This window comes from Streptomyces pseudoechinosporeus, assembly GCF_054783935.1.
Genome location: NZ_BAAGPS010000035.1, coordinates 218,592 through 243,917 on the forward strand (window position 1 = coordinate 218,592; position 25,326 = coordinate 243,917).

Genomic DNA, 25,326 nt, shown 5'->3' on the forward strand with positions numbered 1-25,326 from the left:
GGTTTGAGCGGGGTTGTGTCCGGCCGCCATGATGGGCCTTCCCGGCGTCGGCAAGCAGCCGACCGGCGTGTGCATGCCACGTAGAGCGGGGCCCGTGCCTACAGGTGAGGGCGGGCCCGAACGTGTCGGGTGGTGAGCGGGGCGCGGTGAGGACCGCCTGGAAACGATGGGGCGAAAGAGCGTGGCAAGGGTTGTCGTACGAGAACCACGCACGGGCACGAGGAGCGCGCCACCGTTGGCCACACCGCAGGCAACCGCCTTCGCAAGGGCTCTGCTCGACGGCGGCTGGGCGGCGGTGTTTCTGCCCGGCGAGCCCGCCCGCCTCGGACGGCTGCTGCTGTGGAAACCCGCCGGGGCACTCGCAGAGGACGGCACTGCGCCCGCAGGCGTCGAACCCGAGTCGGTGGAACTGGTGCTGCCGCACGGCCGGTCGGTCCGGCGGCGCAGGGTGGAGGGCTACGCGCTTCCCGTCGCCCTCGCCGTGTCCGCCCTGGCCGGGGCGCAGCCACCGCATCCGTCCGCCGCCGCCTGGCAGGCCGCCGCCCGCTTCGCACTGCGGCTGCTCGCCGACGGCCGTCTCCACCCGGCCCTCACCCCCGCCGGCTACGACAGCTGGCAGGCGGGTCCCTTCACCGCCGCCCAGCGTCAGACGCTGGACGCCCTCGCTGCCGCCTTCCCACCCCACGCCCACTGTCTGCCCGAGCCCGGCGCGGCCCCGCTGCGGATCGCGGAACCGGCCGCGCTGGTACGGCAGTTCTGCGACGCGGTCGCCGACGACCTGGTCCGTACTCCGGCCGCGCCGCTCGCCATGGGATCGCTGCCGTACGCCTGGCGCGAGACGCGTGCCGTGCCCGCCCTGCACGAATGGGCCGAGGAGACCACCGCCGCGTTCACCGCCGAAGTCGGCGTCTCGCTGCGCGTCGACCTGCCCGAGGGGCGGCGCCGGCAGTTCCGGGCCGTCCTGCAGTTGCACACCGCGGCGGATCCGGCGCTCGTCGTCGGGGCCGCACGGCTGTGGAGCGAGTCGGCCGAGGTGGAGCGGCTGCTCGGCCCGCGCGCCGAGACCGAGACGCTGCTCGCGCTGCGCCGGGGCGCCCGCTCATGGCCCCCGCTGAAGCGGCTGCTGAAGGACGCCGCCCCCGACGAGCTCCGGCTGACCGACGACGAAGCCTTCGAACTGCTGGGGGACGCCACCGACGCGCTGCGCGTGGCCGGTATCGACGTGCACTGGCCGCGCGAGCTGGTCAAGGCGCTCACCGCGACCGCGGAGATCGGGCAGCGCACCGCCCCCGGCTCCAGCGCGGGCGGCCTCCTCGACGCTGACGTCCTCCTCGACTTCCGCTGGCAGATCTCACTCGGCGGCGAGCCGCTCACCGAGGCCGAGATGGACGCCCTCACCGAGGCCCGCCGCCCTCTCGTCCGGCTGCGCGACCAGTGGGTGGTCGCCGACCCGAAGCTGGTGGCCCGCGCCAGGCGCCGCCGGATGGAACCGCTCACCCCCATGGAAGCGCTGAGCGCCGCGCTGACCGGCGAGGTGGAAAGGGACGGCGAGCCGATCCCCTGTGAGGCGGTCGGCGCGCTCGGCGACCTCGTCGCCCGTATCCGCGATCCTGAGTCACGTACTCCCGCCCCGCAGCCCGCCGCGCTCAAAGCCACGTTGCGCGACTACCAGAAGCGGGGCCTCGCCTGGCTGGCCGAGATGTGTGAACTCGGCCTCGGCGGCTGCCTCGCCGACGACATGGGCCTGGGCAAGACCATCACTCTTCTCGCCCTGCATCTGCACCGCCAGACCGACCCCGCCACCGCGGGCCCCACCCTCGTCGTCTGCCCCGCCTCCCTGCTCGGCAACTGGCAGCGGGAGGCGGCCAGGTTCGCGCCGTCCATCCCCGTGCGCCGCTACCACGGCGGCGACCGCCACCTCGAAGACCTGGCCGACGACGAGATCGTCCTGGTCACTTACGGGGTGCTGCGCCGCGACCGCGAAGTCCTCGCCGAGACCGCCTGGTCGCTTCTCGCCGCCGACGAGGCCCAGCACGTCAAGAACCCCTACGCCGTCACCGCCCGCCAACTGCGCGCCCTGCCCGCGCGCGCCCGCGTCGCCCTCACCGGCACCCCCGTGGAGAACAACCTCTCCGAACTGTGGGCGCTCCTCGACTGGACCACCCCCGGACTCCTCGGCCCGCTCACCGCCTTCCGCGACCGGCACGCCCGCGCCATCGAGGCCGGCGAAGACCCCGAGGCCGCCGAACGCCTGTCCCGTCTCGTCCGTCCCTTCCTGCTGCGCCGCAGAAAGTCCGACCCGGGCATCGCGCCCGAACTGCCGGCCAAGACCGAGACCGACCGCGTCGTCTCACTGACGGCCGAACAGACCAGCCTGTACGAGGCGGTGGTCCGCGAGACCATGGCGAAGATCGCGGAAGCCGAGGGCATCGCCCGCCGCGGCCTGGTGCTCAAGCTGCTCACCGCGCTGAAGCAGATCTGCAATCACCCGGCCCAGTACCTGCGCCAGTCCACGCCGCTTCGCGGCCGCTCCGGCAAGCTCGACCTGCTCGACGAACTGGTCGACACCATCACCGCCGAGGGTGAGTCGGTGCTGGTCTTCACCCAGTACAAGCAGATGGCGACCCTCCTGGAGAGGCACCTGGCCGAGCGCGGCACCCCCACCCTCTTCCTGCACGGCGGCACCCCCGTCGCGCGGCGCGAGGAGATGGTGGAACGCTTCCAGCGCGGTGAAGTGCCGGTGTTCCTGCTGTCGTTGAAGGCGGCGGGCACCGGACTCAACCTCACCCGCGCCACCCATGTCGTGCACTACGACCGCTGGTGGAACCCGGCCGTCGAGGACCAGGCCACCGACCGCGCGTACCGCATCGGCCAGGACAAACCCGTCCAGGTACACAAACTCATCGCGGAGGGCACCGTGGAGGACAAGGTGGCGAAGTTGCTGGAGTCCAAGCGCGCGCTCGCCGACGCCGTCGTCGGCTCCGGTGAGGCCGCCCTGACCGAACTGTCCGACGCCGATCTCGCCGAACTCGTCACCCTGGGGAGGCAGTCATGAGCCCCTCGCTCCCCGGCCCGCGCCGCGCACCCGCCCGCGGCAGGCGCGCCTTCGCCGCGACCTGGTGGGGCCGGGCGTGGGTGACGGCCCTGGAGGACTCCACCCTGGACGCCGGGCGCCTGTCCCGCGGACGCACCTACGCCCGCAAGGGCATGGTCGGCCCTGTCACCATCGCCCCCGGCCAGGTCAAAGCCGCCGTCCAGGGCAGCCAACCGCGCCCGTACCGCTCCGCCGTCCACCTGCCCGTCCTCACAGATGCCCAGTGGGACACCCTGCTCGACACCGTCGCGGCCCGAGCCGGGCATCTCGCCGCACTCCTCGACGGCGAGATGCCCGCCGAACTCGTCGACGACACCCGCCAGGCAGGAGTCCCCCTGCTGCCGCAGCCCACCGAACTCGACCCGGACTGTTCCTGCCCCGACTGGGGATACCCCTGCAAGCACGCCGCCGCGCTCTGCTACGCCATCGCCGCCACCATCGACGCCGACCCGTTCGTGCTCTTCGCGCTGCGCGGCCGCAGCCGCGAGGAGGTCCTCGCCCAGTTGCGCGCCCGCCGTACGGCAACCCAGGAGACCGCGAGCCCACCGGCTGCGACCGGCGTCCCGGCAGCCGCCGCGTACACCCGCTGGGCCGACCACACGCCCCAGCTGCCCGAACCTCCCGAACCGGCCGCTCACACCGCCGCGCTCCCCGTCACCCCACCGCCCGGCAGCGGTCTGACCGCCACGGGCCTGGAGCGCCTCATGACCGACACCGCCGCACGCGCCACCCGTCTACTGGCGGGCGACACCGTCGGCCTGCACCTGACCCAGCACCAGGACGCGGTACGGATCGCCGCGAGCGGCCCCGGACCCGAGTGGTTCCGCCGCCTCATCGAGAACACCGGCGCCAACCCGACCTCGTTCGCCCGCCTCACCCGCGCCTGGCGCCACGGCGGCCCCACCGGCCTCACCGTCGCCGAACAGCCCCACACCCCCGACCCGGCGGCGATGACAGCCGCCCGCACCGCCCTGACCACCGCCCTCACCGAGATGACCACCGTCCCCGTCCCCCTGAGGACCTGGCGCAACCGCCTCACCCTCACCGACCACGCCATCCAGCTGCGCCTGGGGCCCGACGCCCGCTGGTATCCCTACCTCCGGGACGACGACGGCGAGTGGTGGCCCGCGGCACCGGCCGACGCCGACCCGCTCGCAGCACTCACGGCGGTCTGGCAGCGGACCGGGACGTAATGGCAGCGGTGGTGAGCATGGGCGCCGACCGTCACCGGATACGGTGGAGGAGCCATCGAGAGCGGCGCAGCCCCATCCGGGGAGGTCTGGTACTCCCGTTGCTCGGGTCACTGGAGCATAGGCTCGCAGGCATGCGACTGAGCACCGTAATCCTTCCCATCCATCGGTGGGGCGAGGGACAGAAGATCTGGCAGCGGGCCGAAGACCTCGGGTTTCACGCCGCTTACACCTACGACCACCTCTCCTGGCGCAGCTTCCGGGACGGGCCGTGGTTCGGGACGGTGCCCACATTGACCGCGGCAGCGGCTGCTACGCAGAGCATGCGATTGGGCACTCTCGTGACCTCGCCGAACTTCCGGCACCCGGTGGCCCTCGCCAAGGAACTGATCTCGCTCGACGACATCTCCGGTGGACGCGTCACCCTCGGTATCGGCGCGGGCGGCAGCGGCTTCGACGCCAGGGCGCTGCTGAAGAACGGCCAGGAACCCTGGACGCCGCGCGAGCGGGCCGACCGCTTCGGCGAGTTCGTACCGCTGCTCGACCGGCTGCTCACCGAGGACTCCGTCTCGTACGACGGCCGGTTCTACTCGGCGTACGAGGCCTACAACATCCCCGGCTGCGTCCAGCGCCCCCGGCTGCCCTTCGCGGTGGCCGCCACCGGGCCGCGCGGGCTGCGTCTCGCCGCGCAGTACGGGCAGGCGTGGGTGACGACGGGCGACCCGAAACTGTTCGAGACGGGCACTCCGGAGCAGTCGGTCCAGGCCCTTCGGGGACAGGCCGAGAAGCTGGCCGCCGCGTGCGATGCGGTCGGCCGTGACGTCGACGAGCTCGACAAGATCCTGCTCACCGGTTTCACCCCGGACCGCGGCCGTCCACTGGAATCCCTCGACGCGTTCGTCGACTTCGCCGGCAAACACAGGGAGCTCGGCTTCACGGACATCGTGATCCACTGGCCCATCCCGGACTCGGACTTCGCGGCGGACGAGAAGGTCTTCGAGCAGATCGCGACGGAAGCGGTCGAGCAGCTGAGCTGATGCTCTTCCGGGCACCGGCACCGCAGGTCAGGGCGTACGACCCCCAGGTGTGCGATCTCTCGCACGGCCATGTGCGCGGTCCGTCGTACGGCCGTGCGGGCAGCTGCGGGACAATGGCGGCGTGACCTCAGCGACCCGCCGGCCCCAGACTCCGGCCTCCACCGTTCCGCCCCGGCTGATCGCAACGGATCTGGACGGCACCCTGCTGCGCGACGACCAGTCCGTCTCGCAACGCACGGTCGCCGCTCTGGCCGCCGCCGAGGAGGCCGGCATCGAGGTCTTCTTCGTGACCGGCCGCCCCGCCCGCTGGATGGACGTCGTCAGCGACCATGTCCACGGCCACGGCCTCGCCATCTGCGGGAACGGTGCCGCCGTGGTCGACCTGCACGGCGGCGCCGGCAACCACCGCTTCGTCAAGATCCGGGAGTTGGCACGGGAGAACGCGCTCGATGCCGTGCGGCTGCTCCGCGAGGCCGCACCGGGGACCGTGTTCGCCATCGAGCAGACGTACGGCTTCCACCAGGAGCCGTCGTATCCGAAGCTGCACATGGAGATCCCGGACACCCTCGCGCCCGCCGAGAAAATCCTGGCGCCGGACGGCCCCGGTGCCGACGAGCCGGTGCTCAAGATTCTGGCGTTCCACCACGAGATCGCCCCGGACGACTTCCTCATGACCGCCCGCCTTGCCATCGGCGACCGCGCAGGCGTGACCCGCTCCAGCCCCAGCGCACTGCTGGAGATCAGCGGCCCCGGTGTCTCCAAGGCCAGCACGCTCGCGCTGTGCTGCGCCGAGCGCGGCATCTCGCACGAGGAGGTCGTCGCCTTCGGGGACATGCCGAACGACGTGGAAATGCTCACCTGGGCAGGCACGTCGTACGCGATGGGCAACGCGCACCCCGACGTGATCGCCGCGGCCTCAGGACGCACGGTCGCCAACAACGAGGACGGGGTGGCGGTCGTGATCGAGCGGATGCTGGCCCTCTCCTAGTTGAGCTGCACTCCGCGCTCGGCCAGCCACCCCACCGGATCGACGCCCGAACCGTGATACGGCGTCAGGCGCACCTCGAAGTGCAGGTGCGGTCCGGTGGAGTTGCCGCTCGTACCCGACTGGCCGATCCACTGCCCGGTGGCCACCCGCTCCCCCTGGTCGACGGCGGCGGACGCGAGATGCGCGTACTGCGTGTAGTAGCCCCCTGGGTGTCGCACCACGACCTCGATGCCGAACGGGCCGCCGCACGACACCTTGACCACGCGCCCCTCGCCCACCGACCGCACCGGCGTGCCGATGTCCACCGCGAAGTCCTGCCCGGTGTGCCGACTCGCCCAGTGCTCACCGCCGCTCCCGAAGCCCGCGGAGAGTTCATACGTCTCCAGCGGCGCGACCCAAGCCGCCGTGAAGCCCGTTTCCGGCTGGTCGAGCCGGACAGCGCCCCGGCACGCACCCGCCGCGACCGAGGCGTCCGCCTGCCCCTGAAGCGTCGACTGCGCCGCTTCGAGCTGCTGCTCGATCCCCCGCTTCATCTCGGCGAGCTTGGCATTGCGCCGTTCCAGCGTCTGCCAGGCCTTCGCGGCCTTCGCCTTGTCAGTGGCGAGCCGTGCCTCGGCGCGGCGGCTCTTGGTGACGGCGTTGTTGACCGCCAGATCCGCCTGCCAGACGGCATACTGACCGCGCATCAACTCATCGGGGCTGTCCGCGAGCAGCAACTGCGCGGTGTGCGGAAGCCCTCCGCCGCTGCGGTACTGGGCGCGCGCGATCCGGCCGAGGTCCCCGTGCAGCACGGCGATGTCCCGTCGCTCCCGCGCGAGTAGCCGCTCCAGCCGCTGTGCCCGGGACCGCTGCACCTCGGCCTTCCTGCGCCCTTCCTCGTACCGCTGCGTCATGGCGGACGCCTTCTCGACGAGCCGCGCCACCTTGGTGCTGAGGCCCTCGGGACCGTCGGCAGCCCCTATGGCCGCCGTGGGCCGGGCCGTCGGAACGGCCAGCGCGCACAGCAGCGCCGGTACGAGCAGGGGATGGCGTCGAGATGGGCGCATGAAACGGATCGTGTCCCGCGCCGGGGCCGCGGGCCTGTTCAAGTCGTACGCCTGGGGGAGCGAATGCCACGGACGGACCACTTTGCTGCTCCGAACAGCGGCCTCGTTCACGGCACTTGAGTGGGCCGCCGACGGGGCGGTTCCGTACGGAGACTTGGCTGCTCCGTACGGAGCTTGGCCGGCTCAATGAACCACCGCCAACAGCTCCGAGGCCTCCTCCCGCTCCCGCATCTCCCGCAGCGGACCGTCCACGGCGGCCAGTTCCCCGTACGGGCCCCGCTGCGCCACGCGTCCATCCGCCAGCACGATCACCTCGTCCACGGTCTCCAGACCCGCCAGCCGGTGGGTGATCAGCAACGTCGTACGGCCCTCGGTCGCGGCGAGCAGATCGGTGGTCAGCGCGTCGGCGGTCGGAAGGTCGAGGTGCTCCGCGGGCTCGTCGAGGACGAGGACCGGGAAGTCGGCGAGCAGTGCACGGGCCAGCGCGAGCCGTTGCCGCTGCCCGCCGGACAGCCGTGCCCCGTGCTCGCCGATCAGCGTGTCGAGCCCCTCGGGCAGAGTGTCGGCCCAGTCGAGCAGCCGGGCCCGTCCGAGCGCGTCACGCAGTTCGTCCTCGGTCGCGTCCTTCCGGGCGAGCAGCAGGTTCTCACGCACCGAGCTGTCGAAGAGATGCGCGTCCTGCGCGCATAGCCCGACCAGGCGTCGTACGTCGTCACTGCCGAGGTCGTACGCATCCACGCCGCCCAGCGTGTACGTCCCCGCGTCCGCGTCCAGGAACCGCAGCAGCACCTGCGCGAGGGTCGTCTTGCCGGACCCGGAGGGCCCGACGACGGCGATCCTCTGCCCTCGTCCGAGCGTCAGGTGGAGCCCGGCCAGCGCATCCCGGTCCTGCCCGTGGTGGCGGGCGGACAGCCCATCGAGGACGAGTGGGAACGGCGACACGGGCGCCTGCCTCGGCCGCTCAGGTTCGCGTACGGGATCGGGGGCGTCCAGGACCTCGTACACGCGCTCGGCGCTCTTGTGCACCCGCTGCCGGTACTGGACCGCGAGCGGCAGGCTCAGGACGGCCTCGAAGGCGGCGAGCGGGGTGAGGACGACGACGGCCATCAGCACGCCGCTGAGGCGTCCGTCGGCGACCGCCTGGGCGCCGACGAGCGCGGTGACCGCCGCGGTGAGCCCGGAGACGAGCGCGATGAGCCCGTCGCCGAGCGCGGTGGCGGTCGCGGTGCGCGACGCGATGCGGGTGAGCGCGGCGTCGGCCCGCCGCGCTTCGGCGGTGCGCGCGGGCAGCGCACCGGCAACCGTCAACTCGGCCGTCCCCGTGAGGAGATCGGCCACACGAGTCGCCAGGACGCCGCGGGCGGGGGCCAGCCTGCGCTCCGCGCGACGCGCGACGGCGCTGGTCACCAGGGGAACGCCGGCTCCGGCGGCGAGCAGCCCGAGGGCGAGGGCGGCCCCGGCCTCAGGCAGCAGCCAGGCCGTGAACCCCACGGAGGTGGCGGACACGACGACCGCGGCCGAGGCGGGCAGCAGCCAGCGCAGCCAGTAGTCCTGCAGCGCGTCGACATCGGCGACGAGCCGCGAGAGCAGGTCACCGCGCCGGGCGGTCCGCAGCCCCGCGGGTGCGAGCCGTTCGAGCCGCCGGTACACGGCGACCCGGGTGTCGGCCAGCATCCGCAGCACGGCATCGTGCGACACCAGCCGCTCGGCGTACCGGAAGACGGCCCGCCCGATCCCGAACGCCCGCGTGGCCGTGACGGCGACCATCAGATACAGCACGGGAGGCTGCTGCGAGGCCCGCGAGATCAGCCACCCCGAGGTGGCCATCAGCCCCACGGCACTGCCGAGTGCGAGGCTGCCGAGCACGAGAGCGAGCGCGAGCCGACCGGGCCTGGGTCCGGCCATGGCACGGACGCGGGCGAGGACGCCGCCCCGCTCCTCAGTGGAGAGCGGCAGTTCGTCATGGCCGGCCGTGGACACTGCCACCGCTGCGGTGCGGCGCGCTTCCGTACCGCCGGGGTGTGCGGAACCGGCTCCCGCGACGGGCACCGCGGACTCCAGCCGCACCACCCGATCCGCCACCCCCAGCAGCGCCGGCCGGTGTACCACGAGCAGCACCGTCCGCCCCACCGCCAAACGCCGGACGGCCTCCACCACCTCGGCCTCGGTCTCGCCGTCCAGCGAAGCCGTCGGCTCGTCGAGCAGCAGCACGGGCCGGTCCGCGAGGAACGCCCGGGCCAGCGCGAGCCGTTGCCGCTGCCCCGCGGACAGCCCGGCCCCGTCCTCGCCGAGTACGGTCCGCATCCCGTCGGGCAGCGCGTCCACGAACTCGAGCGCGCCCGCGTCACCCAGCGCCCTGCGTACGTCGGAGTCGTCCGCGGCGGGTCGCGCCAGCCGGACGTTCTCGGCGATGGACCCCGCGTACAGATGGGGCCGCTGCGGCACCCAGGCCACATGCGATCGCCACTTGGCCAAGTCGGCCTCGGCAAGGTCGACTCCCCCGATGCGCACCCGACCCGACGCGGGCTTCACGAACCCCAACAGCACGTTCAGCAGCGTCGACTTGCCCACGCCGCTGGGCCCGACGAGCGCGACCGTCTCGCCGGGTTCGACCGCGAAGGACACGTCCGACACGGCTCCGGACGGTCGCTCCGGGTACCGGACCGTCACCCCCTCGAAGCGAATCACGCCGGTGGGCGGCACGATCGTGGTCCCGGAGTCCGGCACCTGCGTCTCCAGCACCGAGAAGATCTCCTCCGCGGCGGACAGCCCCTCCGCCGCCGCGTGGTACTGCGCCCCCACCTGCCGCAACGGCAGATAGGCCTCGGGCGCGAGAACGAGGATGACCAGCCCCACGTACAGATCCATGTCGCCGTGGACGAGCCGCATCCCGATGGTCACCGCGACCAGGGCGACCGACAGCGTGGCGAGCAGTTCCAGCGCGAAGGACGAGATGAAGGCGATCCGCAGAGTCTGCATGGTCGCCTGCCGGTACTCGCCGGTGATCCGCCGGATCGACCCTGCCTGCGCCTTGGCCCGTCCGAACACCTTGAGCGTGGGCAGACCGGCGACCACGTCGAGGAAATGCCCCGAGAGCCGTGACAGCAGCCGCCACTGACGGTCCATCCGGGACTGCGTGGCCCAGCCGATGAGCACCATGAAGACGGGGATGAGGGGCAGTGTGCCGACGATGATCGCCGCCGAGACCCAGTCCTCCGTGACGATCCGCGCCAGCACCGCCACCGGCACGACCACCGCGAGCCCCAACTGCGGGAGGTAGCGCGAGAAATAGTCGTCGAGGGCATCAACTCCGCGGGTGGCGAGCGCGACCAGTGACCCCGTCCGCTGCCCGCTCAGCCACCCCGGCCCCAACGCGCCCGCGCGCTCCAGCAGCCGCCCCCGCAGCTCCGACTTGACCGCCGCGCCGGCCCGGTGCGCGGCGAGTTCCGTGAGCCAGGAGACGAGCGCCCGACCACCTGCGACGGCCACCAACAGCAGGAGCGGCGTGCGGAGGTCGGCAACCTCCAGCCCATACTGGAAGGCGCCGACCACTATCTCGGCGATGAGCATCGCCTGGGCGATGACCAGCGCCGCCCCGGCAGCGCCCAGCACTACGACCGCCACCAGGAAGAGGCGAGTGGCGCGAGCGTACCGGAGCAGTCGCGGGTCGATCGGTTTCACGTGAAACACACCCTCGGGTCAAGCAGGCGTGTTTCACGTGAAACACACCTGCTTCTCAACGGGCACGTTTCACGTGAAACGTGCCCCTGAATTCAGATGGTGAGCGAGCTCAGTGCGCAGCCTCAGCGATGTGCTGCGTACCGATCCGCTTGCGGAACACCCAGTACGTCCACCCCTGGTAGAGCACCACGACCGGTGTCGCGATCCCGGCGCACCAGGTCATGATCTTCAGCGTGTACGGGCTCGACGAGGCGTTGGTGACCGTCAGGCTCCAGTCGTCATTGAGCGAGGACGGCATGACGTTCGGGAAGAGGGTCAGGAAGAGCATCGCCACGGCGGCCACGATGGTGATGCCGGACAGGGCGAACGCCCAGCCCTCGCGCCCCGCCTGGTTCGCCCCGATCGCCGCGACCAGCGCGACCACCGCCACGATCAACGCGACCAGGCTCGTGCTGTCGCCCTTGTCGGCCTGGGTCCAGCCCAGGAAGACCAGCGCGAGCACGGCGGTCACCACACCGAGCCGCAGCGCCAGCTTCCGCGCCCGCTCCCGGATGTCGCCCAGCGTCTTGAGCGCGGCGAACACCGTTCCATGGAAGGTGAACAGCGTCAGCGTCACCAGGCCGCCCAGGATGGCGTACGGGTTGAGCAGGTCCCAGAGGTTGCCGACGTACTCCATGTCCCGGTCGATCTTCACGCCCCGCACGATGTTGCCGAAGGCCACGCCCCACAGGAAAGCGGGGATCAGCGAGGTCCAGAAGATCGCGCTCTCCCAGTTGCGCTGCCAGCTCTCCTCGGGCCGCTTCACCCGGTACTCGAAGGCGACTCCGCGCACGATCAGGCAGACCAGGATGAGCAGCAGCGGCAGATAGAAGCCGGAGAAGAGCGTGGCGTACCAATCAGGGAAGGCGGCGAAGGTCGCACCGCCCGCGGAGAGCAGCCAGACCTCGTTGCCGTCCCAGACCGGCCCGATGGTGTTGATCAGCACCCGCTTCTCGGGCCGGTCACGGGCGAGCAGCTTGGTGAGGACACCGATCCCGAAATCGAAGCCCTCCAGGAAGAAGTAACCGATCCACAGGACGGCGATGAGGACGAACCAGACGTCGTGAAGTTCCATGACTCTGCAGCTCCCTGGGCCTAGTAGGAGAAGGCCATCGGCTTGTCGGCGTCACGGGAGTCGCCGCCGATCTTCGTGGGCGGATTGAGGTCGGCCTCGGTGAGTTCGGGCGGTCCGGCCTTGACGTACTTCGCGAGCAGCTTGACCTCGATGACGGCGAGGGCCGCGTAGAGCGTCGTGAAGACGATCATCGAGGTGATGATCTCGCCCTGGGATACGCCGGGGGAGACCGCGTCGCGGGTCTGCAGCACGCCGTAGACGACCCACGGCTGGCGGCCCATCTCGGTGAAGATCCAGCCCCAGGCGTTGGCGATCAGCGGGAACGCCATCGTCCACAGTGCCAGCAGCCAGTACAGCCGGGTGAGTCTCCGACCGAGCGGCTTCTTCAGCAGCACCAGATGCGGTATCTCGTCCTCGCCGGTCCGCACCGCGGCCGGCAGCAGGAACCTCTTCCGTGTGAGCCACAGCCCCAACAGGCCGAGCGAGAAGGACGCCATACCGAAGCCGATCATCCAGCGGAAGCCCCAGTAGGCGACCGGGACGATGGGCTTGTAGTCACCGGGGCCGAACTTCTCCTGCAGGGCCTCATTGGTGTCGTTGATGCCGGGCACATAGGACTCGAAGTCACTGTGAGAAAGGAAGGAGAGCAGTCCGGGTATCTCCAGGGCGACCTTGTTGTGCCCCTTGTCGACGTCCCCGTACGCGAACACGGAGAAGGGCGCCGGGCTCTCGCCCTCCCACAGCGCCTCGGCGGCAGCCATCTTCATCGGCTGCTGCTCGTACATGACCTTGCCGAGGGTGTCCCCGCTGACCGCGGTGAACAGACCGCCGACCGCCAGGGTGACCAGGCCGAGCCGGAGCGAGGTCCGCATCACCGGGATGTGCTTCTTGCGCATCAGGTGGAAGGCCGCGATGCCCACCATGAAGGCGCCACCCGTCAGGAAGGCCGCCGAGAAACTGTGGAAGACCTGGTTGAGCGTGGTGTTCTGGGTCAGGACCAGCCAGAAGTCGGTAAGCTCGGCGCGGCCCCGCTGCTCGTTGATCCGGTAGCCGACGGGGTGCTGCATCCAGGAGTTGGCCGCGAGGATGAAGTACGCCGACAGAAGCGTGCCGATCGAGACCATCCAGATGCAGGCCAGGTGGATCTTCTTCGGCAGCTTGTCCCAGCCGAAGATCCACAGGCCGATGAACGTGGACTCGAAGAAGAACGCGATCAGGGCCTCGAAGGCGAGCGGGGCACCGAAGACGTCACCGACGAAGCGCGAGTAGTCGGACCAGTTCATGCCGAACTGGAACTCCTGCACGATGCCCGTGACGACACCCATCGCGATATTGATCAGGAAGAGCTTCCCCCAGAACTTCGTCGCCCTGAGGTACTTCTCTTTCCCCGTGCGCACCCAGGCGGTCTCCAGGCCGGCTGTGAGCGCGGCGAGCGAGATGGTCAGGGGGACGAAGAGGAAGTGGTAGACGGTGGTGATGCCGAACTGCCATCGCGCCAGGGTCTCCGGCGCCAGAGCCAGGTCCACGTCGTCATTCTCCTTACGTCGCCGTGGTCACAGCGGCAGTTTGACCCGCTTGTTCGCAGACATAACGGGATCAACCGGGCTAGCTTGTGAACGCGTTCACATTCACAAGCAATTATGACGCATGTCCGCTCGAGCCGTGAAGGGTGGGGGGTCCCTAAGCGTGGACCATCCGACCACTGGCGCGAAGGAGCAGGTCAGAGCGTTATGACACGAGGGGCAGGAGACCCGCCGGCAGAGCCCCGTCCACGACGGAACCCTGCCGGCCGCCGGAGGCTAGAACTCCTTGCGGAACCCCTCCGTCGCCTTCAGGAAGATGTCGTTCGCCTCGGTCTCGCCGACCGTCACGCGCGCGCCCTCCCCCGGGAAAGGCCGCACAACGACCCCGGCCTGCTCACAGGCCGCCGCGAAGTCGACCGTGCGCTCGCCAAGCCGCAGCCAGACGAAGTTCGCCTGCGTCTCGGGCACCGTCCAACCCTGCCCACGCAAGGCCTCGACGACGCGCGTGCGCTCGCACACCAGCGAGCCCACCCGGCCGAGGAGCTCGTCCTCGGCGCGCAGTGAGGCGACCGCCGCGTCCTGCGCGAGCTGGCTCACACCGAAGGGCACGGCGGTCTTGCGCAGCGCCGCCGCCACCGGCTCATGGGCGATCGCGAAGCCGACCCGCAGTCCGGCGAGACCGTACGCCTTGGAGAACGTACGCAGCACGCACACGTTCGGCCGCTCGCGGTAGATCTCGACGCCGTCCGGCACCTGAGGGTCGCGGATGAACTCCCGGTAGGCCTCGTCGAGGACCACCAGGACATCGCTCGGCACCCGGTCGAGGAACCGTTCCAGCTCAGCCCGGCGCACCACGGTGCCGGTGGGGTTGTTGGGGTTGCAGACGAAGATCAGCCGCGTCCGCTCGGTGACCGCGTCCGCCATCGCATCGAGATCGTGCACGTCCCCCGGCGTCAACGGCACCCGCACCGAAGTCGCCCCGCTGATCTGCGTGATGATCGGGTACGCCTCGAAGGACCGCCAGGCGTAGATGACCTCGTCACCAGGACCGCTCGTGGCCTGCAACAGCTGCTGGGCGACGCCGACCGAGCCCGTGCCGGTGGACAGATGCGCAAGCGGCACCGCGAACCGGTCCGCCAGCTCACTCATCAGCGCCGTGCACGCCATGTCCGGGTAACGGTTGAAGGAGCCCATCGCCGCGGCCACGGTCTCCATCACCCCGGGCAGCGGCGGATACGGGTTCTCGTTGGAGGACAGCTTGTACGCCACCCGACCGCCGACCGCGGCGCCCGCGGCGGCAGCCGCTGATGGACCACGCCCCGGCTTGTAGGTGGGGATACCCTCCAGCTCGGCACGCAGCTTGGGGCTCGTCTCGCTCACCGCAGTCCTCCTCGTGACCGTCTCCGGCTCATGACCACCACCGGCTACCAATACTCCTCACCTTAAGAGGATTCGGCGCCGCTGCGTATGGCTCGGGACCGACCGCGTAGGCGGCCCTCGGGCATCGGCCCCCGGAGGCGTACGAAGTGGGGGGCGCGCCGCTCTCCGGTTCAAGCGCCGGTGGCTCGCGCCGTGGCGCGCATCCCCCATGCAGGTGAGTTGAGACCTCTTCGAAACATGACCCCTTCGGCAGGCCCATGCGCCCCAACAAGTGACGTACTGTCATTGAATCGCTCAACTACCTTCTCTTCCAAGACAATTGAGTGCTCTCGACCATGCAGAAACGTGCCTGTCAACGAGTGAATATGCGTCCGCACTACCCCACCGCATGAGCCCTACTATCGGCTCGCCATGACAGCAGCAGGGAAGCACCAGGTGAGCCGGGCCGAGACCACCCGTCGAGGCAGTCGGCCGGGCCGGGCGGGCATCAGAGACGTGGCCGCGGCCGCCGGAGTCTCCATCACGACCGTGTCCGACGCACTCAACGGCAAGGGCCGGCTCCCGGACGCCACCCGACGCCATGTCCGCGAGGTCGCCGACCGGCTGGGCTATCGCCCCTCCGCCGCGGCCCGCACGCTCCGTACCGGAAAGTCGGGCCTCATCGGCCTGACCGTCACGACCTACGGGGATGAACCTTTCACCTTCACGGAGTTCGCGTATTTCGCGGAGATGGCCAGAGCCGCCACCTCGGCCGCGCTCGCCCGGGGCTACGCCCTGGTCATCCTCCCCGCCACCTCGCGCCACGACGTGTGGTCGAACGTGGCCCTGGACGGAACCGTGGTCATCGACCCCTCCGACCAGGACCCCGTCGTCAGCGAACTGGTCCGCCAGGGTTTACCGGTGGTCTCCGACGGCCGCCCGGCCGGCTCGCTCCCGGTGACCGCCTGGGTGGACAACGACCACGAAGCCGCGGTCATGGGCATCCTCGACCACCTGGCCGACGCGGGCGCCCGCCGGATCGGCCTGCTCACCGGGACCTCCACGGACACGTACACGCATCTGTCGACGACCGCGTACCTGCGCTGGTGCGAGCGCGTCGGCCAGGATCCGGTGTACGAGGCCTACCCCGCGCACGATCCCTGCGCGGGAGCCGTCGCCGCCGACCGGCTGCTCGCCCGGCCCGACCGGCCCGACGCCGTGTACGGACTGTTCGACCCGAACGGCACCGACCTCCTCGCGGCCGCTCGCCGCTACGGTCTGCGCGTACCGGAGGATCTGCTGCTCGTCTGCTGCAGCGAGTCCGCCGTGTACGCCAACACCGAGCCGCCCCTCACTACTCTTTCACTCAAACCGCGCCACATCGGCACGGCCGTGGTCCAGCTCCTCATCGACGCCATCGAGGGGGTCGAATCGGACCAACCGGTCGAGCAGGTGATACCTACGGAGTTGATCGTGCGGACCTCCTCCGAGCGACGGCCGCCGCGTACGACCGTCAGCCCGCCCCGATCACCGGAAGAAGAGTGACGTCAGGCGGTGACATCCGGTGTGAAAGCCCTTGCAATTCGGGAGAAAACCACGGTGAACTGGGGTCCTGCCCCGATTCACCACCCCTGGGTCATCACATGGCGCGATCCGCATTCCTATGATGGGCGCACGACACCGCGGGCCGCTGCGACCAGGCAGTCCGATGCGGTGCAGATGCGGCGCGATGGTGGTGGAGGGGTCGATGACTCAGGGGGCCGGTCAGGGACCCGAGGTGCGGACGCCGACGGTGCGCGACTTCCGCGTGCCTGCGTACGTCCACGAAGCCGATCCGTATGCGCAGCCCTCCGGCCCTTACGCTCAGCCCGGATCTCATCCGCAACAGCCGCCTCATGCGCAGCAGATGCCTCCCGGTGAGGGCACCAGACCGGGCGAGGACGCCGAGGGCTATACACCGACGCAGCGCGATCTGCCCGTCATCAACCGCGGTGACACCCTTCAGGTGCCGATCAGCCCCGAAGCCGCGACCGTCCCGCAGGCCACCGCAGGGCCGGGCCCGCTGTACGTCGTCGGCGATGTGCACGGCTACCTCGACGAACTCGTCGCCGCGCTGCGCGAGAAGGGCCTCATCGACATCGACGGCCGCTGGTCGGCGGGCACCGCACGGCTGTGGTTCCTCGGGGACTTCACTGACCGAGGGCCCGACGGCATCGGCGTCATCGACCTCGTGATGCGGCTGTCCGCCGAGGCCGCCGCGGCCGGCGGCTACTGCAAGGCGCTGATGGGCAATCACGAGCTGCTGCTGCTCGGCGCCAAGCGATTCGGCGACACCCCTGTCAACTCCGGTGCCGGTACGGCCACTTTCCAGGCCGCCTGGCTGCTCAACGGCGGCCAGAAGACCGACATGGAACGCCTCGAGGACCACCATCTGCAGTGGATGGCCCGCCTCGACGCGATGGAGCTGGCGGACGGGCACCTGCTGGTGCACTCCGACACCACCGCCTATCTCGACTACGGCGACTCCATCGAAGCGGTCAACGACACCGTTCGCGAAGCCCTCACACGTAACGACGCGGACGAATGCTGGGACCTCTTCCGCAAGTTCACCAAGCGCTTCGCGTTCCGCGACGACGGGGGCGCCCAGGCCGTGCGCGAACTCCTCGACATGTACGGCGGCTCCCGCATCGTCCATGGTCACAGCCCCATTCCGTATCTCCTCGGCGAGGTCGGCTCGGAGGACGACGACGATGCCGCGGGCCCTGTGGTCGAAGGACCGCATGTGTACGCCGACGGGCTGGCCATCGCGATGGACGGCGGCGTGACCATGGCCGGAAAGCTACTGGTCCAGCAACTGCCCCTGGATAACTGACCCCTCTCCGGGCAGGCGTTCTCCCACCGGGGACGGTGCCGGCCAAGGGGCAATTTCCGGAAACCCCCTGTCACCGCGTGCTGTCTCCGCTCTACCATCGGCTTATCCGTAGCAGGCTCCCCTCCGTTTCTGCCCGACGGCTCGTCAGCATGCCGAGCCCCAAGCCCTACGGAGCATCGGGGGATGCACATGAACAGCGTTCCGCAGCACCTGCTGAGTGAGGACCGCCAAGAGTACGAGCGGCTCCTCGATGAGGCGCTGCGCTCCGCACCACACCGTCCGGAACTCGCCGCTGTAGGCCAGCGGCTCAACCCCGAACAACTGCGCACCATGGCGCTCAACGCCTCCGCTCTCATCACGGCCGCCGCAGCGACCGAATATCAGCACTACGTGAAGGTCCGCGAGGAACTGCGCCAGCCGGCGCCGCCCACCCCACGCGTCCACGAAGGATCCGGATCCACGGACCCGGGCACGAGTGCGGTGGGACTCGCCGCCACGGTCGGGGAGGCGGCCGAGACCGCCGGGGCGGGCGCCGTCGCCGTCGCCGCGGTACTCACTCCCGTCCTCGCCGGTACCGCCTCGGCGATCTTCCTGCTCGTCGGCTACCTCCTGAAGATGCTCAACCCCGAGCCGGCGTTCGCCCAGACTCTCCTCACCACCGGGTGGGTCTTCGGCGCGGTGACCGCGGCGGCGATCCTGATCGCCGCGGTCGGGCTGCTGCTCACCGCCCTGCGCAACGGAGAGAGCTCGCTGCAGGCCGGCGCACAGAGCGAGAGCAGCGAGGAAGTGAGCCGGGCCAGGGAAGCCTGGCGCGAGGCTCTCCTGGAGCGCGGCATCATGCCGTTCCTCCGAGAGGCACTCGCCGACCCGGGCTCAGTGGCCCTCGGCCGTACGACACCGCCGCAGCCGACCAGCCGAATCCCCCACCTCGGCTACAACCGCCCGGGCTTCAGCAGCCCCGACGGCGGCCCCGCGGCGGGCCCCCGCCCCAGCTACTCGAGCCCGGACTTCTCCAGCCCGGACTTCGGGGGACCGGAGCATCAGCCGGAGTAGCAGCAACCGGGGCGACACCGAAAGCAGCCGAACCGGAACCCGGAGCTTCCGGCCGGACGGACAAGCCGCACGGGCGCCCCGGCCCACGACCACAAAGTCGAGGGCCGGAGCCCGGAGCGGTGCGCTGCCGCCGTGCCCGGACCAGGTTCAGTCCGCGATCGGCAGGTACACCCGGTTCCCGCTCGCCGCGAACTCCTTCGACTTCTGCAGCATCCCCTCAGCGACCTCTTCGGGAGACGCCCCCTCAGCCGCGTCACCACCGAACCGCTCTGTGATGCTTTGGCTGATCTTCATCGAACAGAACTTCGGCCCGCACATCGAGCAGAAGTGGGCCGTCTTGGCGGGCTCGGCCGGGAGGGTTTCGTCGTGGAACTCTCGGGCCGTGTCAGGGTCTAGGGCCAGGTTGAACTGGTCCTCCCAGCGGAACTCGAAGCGGGCGTCGGACAGCGCGTCGTCCCATTCCTGCGCACCTGGGTGCCCCTTGGCGAGGTCGGCTGCATGGGCAGCGATCTTGTAGGTGATGACGCCGGTCTTGACGTCGTCACGGTTGGGTAGGCCCAAGTGTTCCTTGGGCGTGACATAGCAGAGCATGGCCGTGCCCCACCAGGCGATCATCGCGGCACCGATGCCGGAGGTGATGTGGTCGTACGCCGGTGCGACGTCCGTCGTCAGCGGGCCGAGCGTATAGAACGGAGCTTCATCACAGATCTCCTGCTGAAGGTCGATGTTCTCTTTGATCTTGTGCATCGGAATATGTCCCGGGCCCTCGATCATGGTCTGTACGTTGAAACGCTTGGCGATCGTGTTGAGTTCCCCGAGCGTCCTCAACTCCGCGAATTGGGCTGCGTCATTGGCGTCCGCGATCGAGCCGGGCCGCAGCCCGTCGCCGAGCGAGTACGTGACGTCGTAGGCGGCCAGGATCTCGCACAGCTCTTCGAAGTTCTCGTAGAGGAACGACTCCTTGTGGTGCGCGAGGCACCAGGCCGCCATGATCGAGCCGCCACGCGAGACGATGCCGGTCTTGCGGTTCGCGGTGAGCGGTACATACGGCAGGCGCACGCCCGCATGCACGGTCATGTAGTCCACGCCCTGCTCGGCCTGCTCGATGACCGTGTCCTTGTAGATCTCCCAGGTCAGCTCCTCGGCGCGGCCGTCGACCTTCTCGAGCGCCTGGTAGATCGGGACCGTGCCGATGGGGACGGGGGAGTTGCGCAGCACCCACTCGCGGGTGGTGTGGATATTGCGGCCGGTGGACAGGTCCATGACCGTGTCGGCGCCCCAGTGGGTCGCCCAGGTCATCTTCTCGACCTCCTCCTCGATGGAGGAAGTGACCGCCGAATTACCGATGTTGGCGTTGACTTTCACCAGGAATCGCTTGCCGATGATCATCGGCTCGATCTCCGGGTGGTTGACGTTCGCGGGCAGCACGGCCCGTCCCGCGGCGATCTCCTCGCGTACGACCTCCGGGTCGACGTTCTCGCGGACCGCCGCGAATTCCATTTCCGGTGTGATCTCGCCACGTCGGGCATACGCGAGCTGTGTGACGGCCGTACCGCCGCGACCCCGGCGCGGCTGGCGCGGACGCCCCGGGAAGACGGCGTCGAGGTTGCGCAGTCCGCCACGCGGCGAGGTGTGCTTGATCCCGTCGTCCTCAGGGCGGATGGGACGGCCTGGATACTCCTCGGTGTCGCCGCGGGCGATGACCCAATTCTCGCGCAGTGGCGCCAGGCCCCTGCGGACATCGGTGTCAACGGTCGGATCGGTGTACGGGCCGGAGGCGTCGTACAGGGTGACTGACTGCCCGTTGGTGAGGTGCACCTGACGGACCGGCACCCGTAGGCCGGGGTGCGAGCCCTCGACATATCCCTTGTGCCAGCCGATGGACTTCCCGGCCTCGCCGTTCCCGGACGAGGGAGAGTCCCCGTCCGTCTGGCTGGAGGCAGGCGTGCGTACGTCCTTGTTGGTCATGAGACCTACTCCCTACGCCGGCATTACCCGGTAACAGGTTCAGCGGTCGACGCAGCGGTTTCCGTACGGCGATGTTCCACGTGAAACATCGCCGGGACGGAGGTCAGCGCCCTCTCAGCCCGGTGCTCCGAGCTCCCGCGTGTGCAAAAGGTCCCTCCACGCTAGCGTCATATTGGGCGCGCTGAACAGTGGGCCCCTTCCGTTCTTGCGATGATCGGTCGGTGACTACAACGCATCAGCCCCCGCTTCCCCCGTCCGAACCGCCGCACGGGCCCGGCCCCGGCGACAACCACGGCTCTGGTGACGGTCATGGCCACAGCCATGCGCATAGCCATGGCCACGGTCCTCCAGCCCCCGTGTCCAAACACTTGCGCAAGGTCATCGCCGCGGTGCTGATTCCCTTCGCCACGGCGGTCGTCGTAGGCCTGGCCGTGCTGTGGCCAGGCGGCGCTCCACCTCATGAACGCACCGGCGTCGGCTTCGACCGGCAGACCCAGCAGGCCACGGTGACCAAGGTCGACGAGGTGGACTGCAAGTCCGTCAACGCCTCGGGGGGCACTCCGACCGGCGACACCTCGACCGCGGAGGGCTCCTCCGCTCAGCAGCAGGCGAACGGCATCTGCAAGAAGGCGACGGTCCGGGTCGACACCGGCAAGGACAAGGGCCGTACCTTCACGGAGATCGTCCAGCCTGACTCGTCGCGGCAGCTGAGCCAGGGGCAGGAAGTGATCGTGGCGTACGCGCCCGACGCCCCCAGGGACCTTCAGTACTCGGTCACCGATGTGAACCGCAGGCTCCCGATGGCGCTGCTCGCCGGGATCTTCGCGCTCGCCGTGGTCGTGGTGGGCCGGATGCGCGGCGTGATGGCACTGATCGCGCTGGCCGTCAGCTTCCTTCTCCTGACGTTCTTCATCCTGCCCGCGATACTTCAGGGATCGAACCCCCTGGTCGTGGCGGTCGTCGGGGCGAGCGCCATCATGCTGATCGCGCTCTACGCCTGCCACGGCCTCTCCGCCCGAACATCGGTCGCGGTGCTCGGAACCCTGCTCTCGCTCCTGCTGATCGGGGTGCTCGGCTCCCTGTTCATCGACTGGTCCGCGCTCACCGGCAACACGGACGACAACACCGGTCTGATCCATGGCCTGTACCCGAGCATCGACATGAGCGGTCTGCTGCTCGCGGGTGTCATCATCGGTTCGCTCGGTGTGCTCGACGATGTGACGGTGACGCAGACATCGGCGGTCTGGGAGCTGCACGCGGCCAATCCGTCGATGGGCTGGCGCGGGCTGTACCGCGCGGGTATCCGTATCGGCCGCGACCACATCGCGTCCGTCGTCAACACGCTCGTCCTCGCGTACGCGGGCGCCGCGCTTCCCTTGTTGCTGCTGTTCTCGATCGCTCAGAGCAGCGTGGGGACGGTGGCCAACAGTGAGCTGGTCGCCGAGGAGATCGTGCGTACGCTCGTCGGCTCGATCGGCCTGGTCGCCTCCGTACCGGTCACTACGGCCCTGGCCGCTCTCGTGGTCTCGGCGGACCGCCCCGGCTCCGCGTCCCCGGCGCAGACGCCTACGCAGGCACAACCGCCGGAGCAGGCACAGGCAGGCGTCAGGACGCCGGTACTCGGCGGGAGGGGGCGCCGCCGCAAGCGCTGAAGCGTTACGGCACCCTGAGTGCCGTATGACTCAGCCCGCGCTCTGTTCTTCCGCCAGGATGCGGTCCAGGGCCTCGTCGAGATGTGTGTCGAAGTCGGCGAGAGAGTGCTCCTGGCCCAGTGGCACCAGCTTGTCCGTGCGGTCCAGGAACGCCACGAGCGGCACCGCACCGCAGCGGAACAGCGCCTGGTCGGCGCCTACTTGGAGCCGGATCAGCACATCGCCGAACCCCTCGGAGTCGGCGGGCGCAATGTGCACATCACCGACCCCACACGGCCGCCCCACCCCGTCGATCAGCAGCTCCCGGCCGAAGGCCCAGGTCACCGGGGCATCGCCGGGCAGGTGGAAGGTCAGCCGTACGGCATAGGGATCACAGGTCTCGTATCGAAGCTCCACCGGAATGCGGAAGGAGAGCTCCTCCGACACGAGAAAGCTCATCATGATCTCTGCCTGTACTACTGACTCGCGCATCGCCTACCCCGCCGTCTGACGTCGACTGGCCAGGAACCATCCACCTGACACTGCTGGCATCTTGCTGAACGTACACACCAGATCACAAGGAGTGATTTTTCAGATGCTGATAGAGAGGGCGAGCGTCCCTGGCAGCCTGCCGATCTCGTTCTGCAACTGCCGTGCCGCAGGCAGCAGTCGGTCCGCCTGGTGGGCGGGCAGCGAGATGGCCATCGAGCCGACCGTGGTGCCCGCAATGATCGGAATTGCGGCGCAGACCGTCCCCAACGCGTATTCCTGACGCTCGATCACGGGCTTCATTCGTTTGGTCCCTTCGAGGCGCCGCAACAGAATGTGATCGTCACGCACCGTGTACGGAGTGATCGACTGCACGGGATACCGGTCGAGGTGGTCGCGGCGGGCCTCCTCGTCGAGTTGGGACAGCAGGCACTGGCCGATCGCGTGGGCGTGTCCGGTCTCGCGGAAGTCGGCCCATTCCTCGACCGCCGGATTGGCCGGGGTGTCGGCGACGCACTGGACGTCGATCTCGCCCTCTCGGTAGACCGCGTAGTACACGGGCACACCGATCGAATCGCGCCACTGCGCGAGCGCGTCGACGACCGTGCTGCGACGTTTCTGCCGGGCGGCGCTGCTGCTGAGTCGCTCGGCCGCCTCGCCGAGGAAGAACAGGCCCTTCTCGCGGCGCAGATAGCCTTCGTGGGCGAGGGTGCGCAACAGGTGGTACGCCGTGGGCAGCGCGAGGTGGGCCTCGCGGGCCAGTTGCTTGGCGGGCGCCCCGTGCTCGTGCTGGGCGGCGGATTCCAGGAGGCGCATCGCACGCTGCACGGATCCGATGAGTGTCGTGGGGTGCGGCTCGGTGGAGGGGGCGTTCGGTCCTGGGGATGCGGTGTCAGCAGTGGCCAAGGGTCACTCCCTAAGCGCGAGGGGGCCACCCGTGCGGGGGTGTCACGGGAGGGGTCTGTGCGCCGCCCGCGGGGATCAACCCCGCGTCGAATTCCGGACTTTAACCGCCCGCCACCGCTCGCGGACGGCCTGCCCCGAAACTTCCCTCCCCCGAGGGAATCGTTGATTCCTGTTGTTGCCGACCGGTTGTCGGCAACCCCCTGCGGCAGCCCGTCTGCCCGCTTCCGCCGCGTACGAGCTGCTCCACCAGGCGCTCTACCAGTCGCTCCGTGACGACGAGCTCGCCATGAACTTCCGTACGACGTACATGACTCCGCCGACCAGCGCCACGAACACCAGCACCTTGAAGAGCAGGCCGATCACGAACCCGACGACGCTCGCTATCACGCCGCCGAACACGACCAGAGCGATGACCGGCACCGCGACCCACTTCACCCACCACGGCATCCCCTCGAAGATTTCACGCATCGCCCTTGTTCCTTGTCTCTCTGCCCGTCGCCCCCTGCTGAGGGGGCGACGGGTCTCGAATGTCCTGCCTTCGATGCTAGGCGCGAAGGGGGTGTTGACGGGGGCCCGGCACCCCTTGTCCTCCCCTGATCGTTCCCCTAGGGAACCCTGAGACCGGACGTCAGCTCTCCGGCGGAGAGAAGACCACCAGAACCCGCAGATCCTCGCTGATGTGGTGGAACTTGTGGGCCACCCCTGCGGGCACATAGACGACGCTGCCGCGCGCCACCTGGGTCGTCTCCATGCCCACCGTGATCGCGGCGCGGCCGCTCACTACGAAGTACACCTCGTCCTGGCGGTGGGGCTGCTGCGGGTCCTGCGTGCCCGCGTTCAGCGCGTACAGGCCGACCGACATGTTCTTCTCGCGTAGAAACTGGAGATACGCACCATCGTTGGCGGCGCGCTCCGCCTCCAGTTCATCCAGCCGGAATGCCTTCATCGCCCTCGTCCGCACTAGTTACCGATCTCGTCTGCCACGATCAGACACATGAAGAATTTCGTAGTCAAGACGATCGCCAACGCGGGTGCTCTCGCCGTCGCCGTCTGGATACTCGACAAGATCACCCTGACCGGCGACAGCACGGGCAAGGAGATCGGCACACTGCTTCTCGTGGCGCTGATCTTCGGCCTGGTGAACTTCCTGGTCAAGCCGATTGTGAAGGTGCTCACCTTCCCGCTGTTCATCCTCACGCTCGGCCTGATCACCCTGGTGATCAACGCTCTGATGCTGCTGCTCACCTCATGGCTCGCGGACAAGCTCGACCTGAGCTTCCATGTCGAGGGATTCTGGACCGCCGTCCTGGGCGGCCTGATCATCTCGATCGTCTCCTGGGCGCTGAACGTCGTCCTCCCCGACAAGGACTGAGCG

General features: G+C 69.4%; 19 protein-coding genes. 9 read left to right on the forward strand and 10 right to left on the reverse strand.

The genetic code is table 11. The features are described from left to right. The first annotated feature begins 166 nt into the window (after positions 1 to 166). From ACYVO6_RS32125 to ACYVO6_RS32140, 4 genes are all read left to right on the forward strand, one after another. Positions 167 to 3,055 carry a DEAD/DEAH box helicase gene (locus ACYVO6_RS32125; protein ID WP_461067311.1) on the forward strand — a complete coding sequence of 963 codons (2,889 nt, stop codon included), beginning with the start codon at positions 167 to 169 and terminating at the stop codon, positions 3,053 to 3,055. After that, positions 3,052 to 4,287, forward strand: a complete 1,236-nt coding sequence (locus ACYVO6_RS32130; RefSeq protein WP_461067313.1) for an SWIM zinc finger family protein — start codon at positions 3,052 to 3,054, stop codon at positions 4,285 to 4,287. The genes ACYVO6_RS32125 and ACYVO6_RS32130 overlap by 4 nt, the downstream gene beginning before the upstream one ends. A 131-nt stretch (positions 4,288 to 4,418) precedes the next feature. After that, positions 4,419 to 5,321, forward strand: coding sequence for an LLM class flavin-dependent oxidoreductase (locus ACYVO6_RS32135; RefSeq protein WP_461067315.1), 903 nt, complete (start codon positions 4,419 to 4,421; stop codon positions 5,319 to 5,321). Between the two features lie 121 nt (positions 5,322 to 5,442). Next, a complete protein-coding gene (locus tag ACYVO6_RS32140) occupies positions 5,443 to 6,309 on the forward strand; it encodes a Cof-type HAD-IIB family hydrolase (RefSeq protein ID WP_461067317.1) in 867 nt (288 codons plus the stop codon). Here ACYVO6_RS32140 and ACYVO6_RS32145 read toward each other — a convergent pair. The 5 genes from ACYVO6_RS32145 to hisC form a co-directional block, all read right to left on the reverse strand. Then, positions 6,306 to 7,355 (reverse strand): M23 family metallopeptidase, encoded by a 1,050-nt coding sequence (locus tag ACYVO6_RS32145; protein WP_461067319.1) that lies wholly within the window; start codon positions 7,353 to 7,355, stop codon positions 6,306 to 6,308. The genes ACYVO6_RS32140 and ACYVO6_RS32145 overlap by 4 nt on opposite strands. Positions 7,356 to 7,538: 183 nt before the next feature. Further along, a complete protein-coding gene (gene cydD, locus ACYVO6_RS32150; RefSeq protein ID WP_461067321.1) occupies positions 7,539 to 11,036 on the reverse strand; it encodes a thiol reductant ABC exporter subunit CydD in 3,498 nt (1,165 codons plus the stop codon). A 109-nt stretch (positions 11,037 to 11,145) separates the two neighbouring features. Continuing rightward, positions 11,146 to 12,150: a cytochrome d ubiquinol oxidase subunit II gene (cydB, locus tag ACYVO6_RS32155; protein ID WP_461067323.1), complete on the reverse strand. Its 1,005-nt coding sequence runs from the start codon at positions 12,148 to 12,150 to the stop codon at positions 11,146 to 11,148. A gap of 20 nt (positions 12,151 to 12,170) precedes the next feature. After that, entirely contained in the window at positions 12,171 to 13,676 is a 1,506-nt protein-coding gene (locus tag ACYVO6_RS32160) for a cytochrome ubiquinol oxidase subunit I (protein ID WP_461067325.1), read from the reverse strand. 273 nt (positions 13,677 to 13,949) lie between these two features. Then, a complete protein-coding gene (gene hisC / locus ACYVO6_RS32165; RefSeq protein WP_461067327.1) occupies positions 13,950 to 15,053 on the reverse strand; it encodes a histidinol-phosphate transaminase in 1,104 nt (367 codons plus the stop codon). Positions 15,054 to 15,464: 411 nt separating this feature from the next. Between hisC and ACYVO6_RS32170 the strand changes: the two genes are divergently transcribed. The 3 genes from ACYVO6_RS32170 (at position 15,465) to ACYVO6_RS32180 (ending at position 18,957) form a co-directional block, all read left to right on the forward strand. Beyond that, positions 15,465 to 16,577 carry a LacI family DNA-binding transcriptional regulator gene (locus ACYVO6_RS32170; protein WP_461067329.1) on the forward strand — a complete coding sequence of 371 codons (1,113 nt, stop codon included), beginning with the start codon at positions 15,465 to 15,467 and terminating at the stop codon, positions 16,575 to 16,577. A 202-nt stretch (positions 16,578 to 16,779) separates the two neighbouring features. Then, the gene (locus ACYVO6_RS32175; protein ID WP_461067331.1) at positions 16,780 to 17,904 is read left to right on the forward strand and encodes a metallophosphoesterase; all 1,125 of its coding nucleotides are present in this window, start codon (positions 16,780 to 16,782) and stop codon (positions 17,902 to 17,904) included. 183 nt (positions 17,905 to 18,087) lie between these two features. Further along, positions 18,088 to 18,957 (forward strand): hypothetical protein, encoded by an 870-nt coding sequence (locus tag ACYVO6_RS32180; RefSeq protein ID WP_461067333.1) that lies wholly within the window; start codon positions 18,088 to 18,090, stop codon positions 18,955 to 18,957. Between the two features lie 147 nt (positions 18,958 to 19,104). Here the strand turns inward: ACYVO6_RS32180 and thiC are convergent, their stop codons facing one another. Then, entirely contained in the window at positions 19,105 to 20,925 is a 1,821-nt protein-coding gene (gene thiC, locus ACYVO6_RS32185; RefSeq protein ID WP_461067335.1) for a phosphomethylpyrimidine synthase ThiC, read from the reverse strand. Positions 20,926 to 21,146: 221 nt separating this feature from the next. Between thiC and ACYVO6_RS32190 the strand changes: the two genes are divergently transcribed. After that, positions 21,147 to 22,577, forward strand: a complete 1,431-nt coding sequence (locus ACYVO6_RS32190; RefSeq protein WP_461067337.1) for a YibE/F family protein — start codon at positions 21,147 to 21,149, stop codon at positions 22,575 to 22,577. 30 nt (positions 22,578 to 22,607) lie between these two features. Here ACYVO6_RS32190 and ACYVO6_RS32195 read toward each other — a convergent pair whose 3' ends face one another. The 4 genes from ACYVO6_RS32195 to ACYVO6_RS32210 form a co-directional block, all read right to left on the reverse strand. Next, on the reverse strand, positions 22,608 to 23,048 hold the full coding sequence (locus ACYVO6_RS32195) for an SsgA family sporulation/cell division regulator (RefSeq protein WP_461067339.1): 441 nt from the start codon (positions 23,046 to 23,048) through the stop codon (positions 22,608 to 22,610). 99 nt (positions 23,049 to 23,147) lie between these two features. Then, on the reverse strand, positions 23,148 to 23,861 hold the full coding sequence (locus ACYVO6_RS32200; RefSeq protein WP_461067428.1) for an IclR family transcriptional regulator: 714 nt from the start codon (positions 23,859 to 23,861) through the stop codon (positions 23,148 to 23,150). A 345-nt stretch (positions 23,862 to 24,206) separates the two neighbouring features. After that, the gene (locus tag ACYVO6_RS32205) at positions 24,207 to 24,419 is read right to left on the reverse strand and encodes a DUF5326 family protein (protein ID WP_461067341.1); all 213 of its coding nucleotides are present in this window, start codon (positions 24,417 to 24,419) and stop codon (positions 24,207 to 24,209) included. 160 nt (positions 24,420 to 24,579) lie between these two features. Beyond that, entirely contained in the window at positions 24,580 to 24,897 is a 318-nt protein-coding gene (locus tag ACYVO6_RS32210) for a cupin domain-containing protein (RefSeq protein ID WP_033321271.1), read from the reverse strand. Positions 24,898 to 24,945: 48 nt separating this feature from the next. Between ACYVO6_RS32210 and ACYVO6_RS32215 the strand changes: the two genes are divergently transcribed. Continuing rightward, on the forward strand, positions 24,946 to 25,323 hold the full coding sequence (locus tag ACYVO6_RS32215; RefSeq protein ID WP_461067343.1) for a phage holin family protein: 378 nt from the start codon (positions 24,946 to 24,948) through the stop codon (positions 25,321 to 25,323). Positions 25,324 to 25,326: the final 3 nt, after the last annotated feature.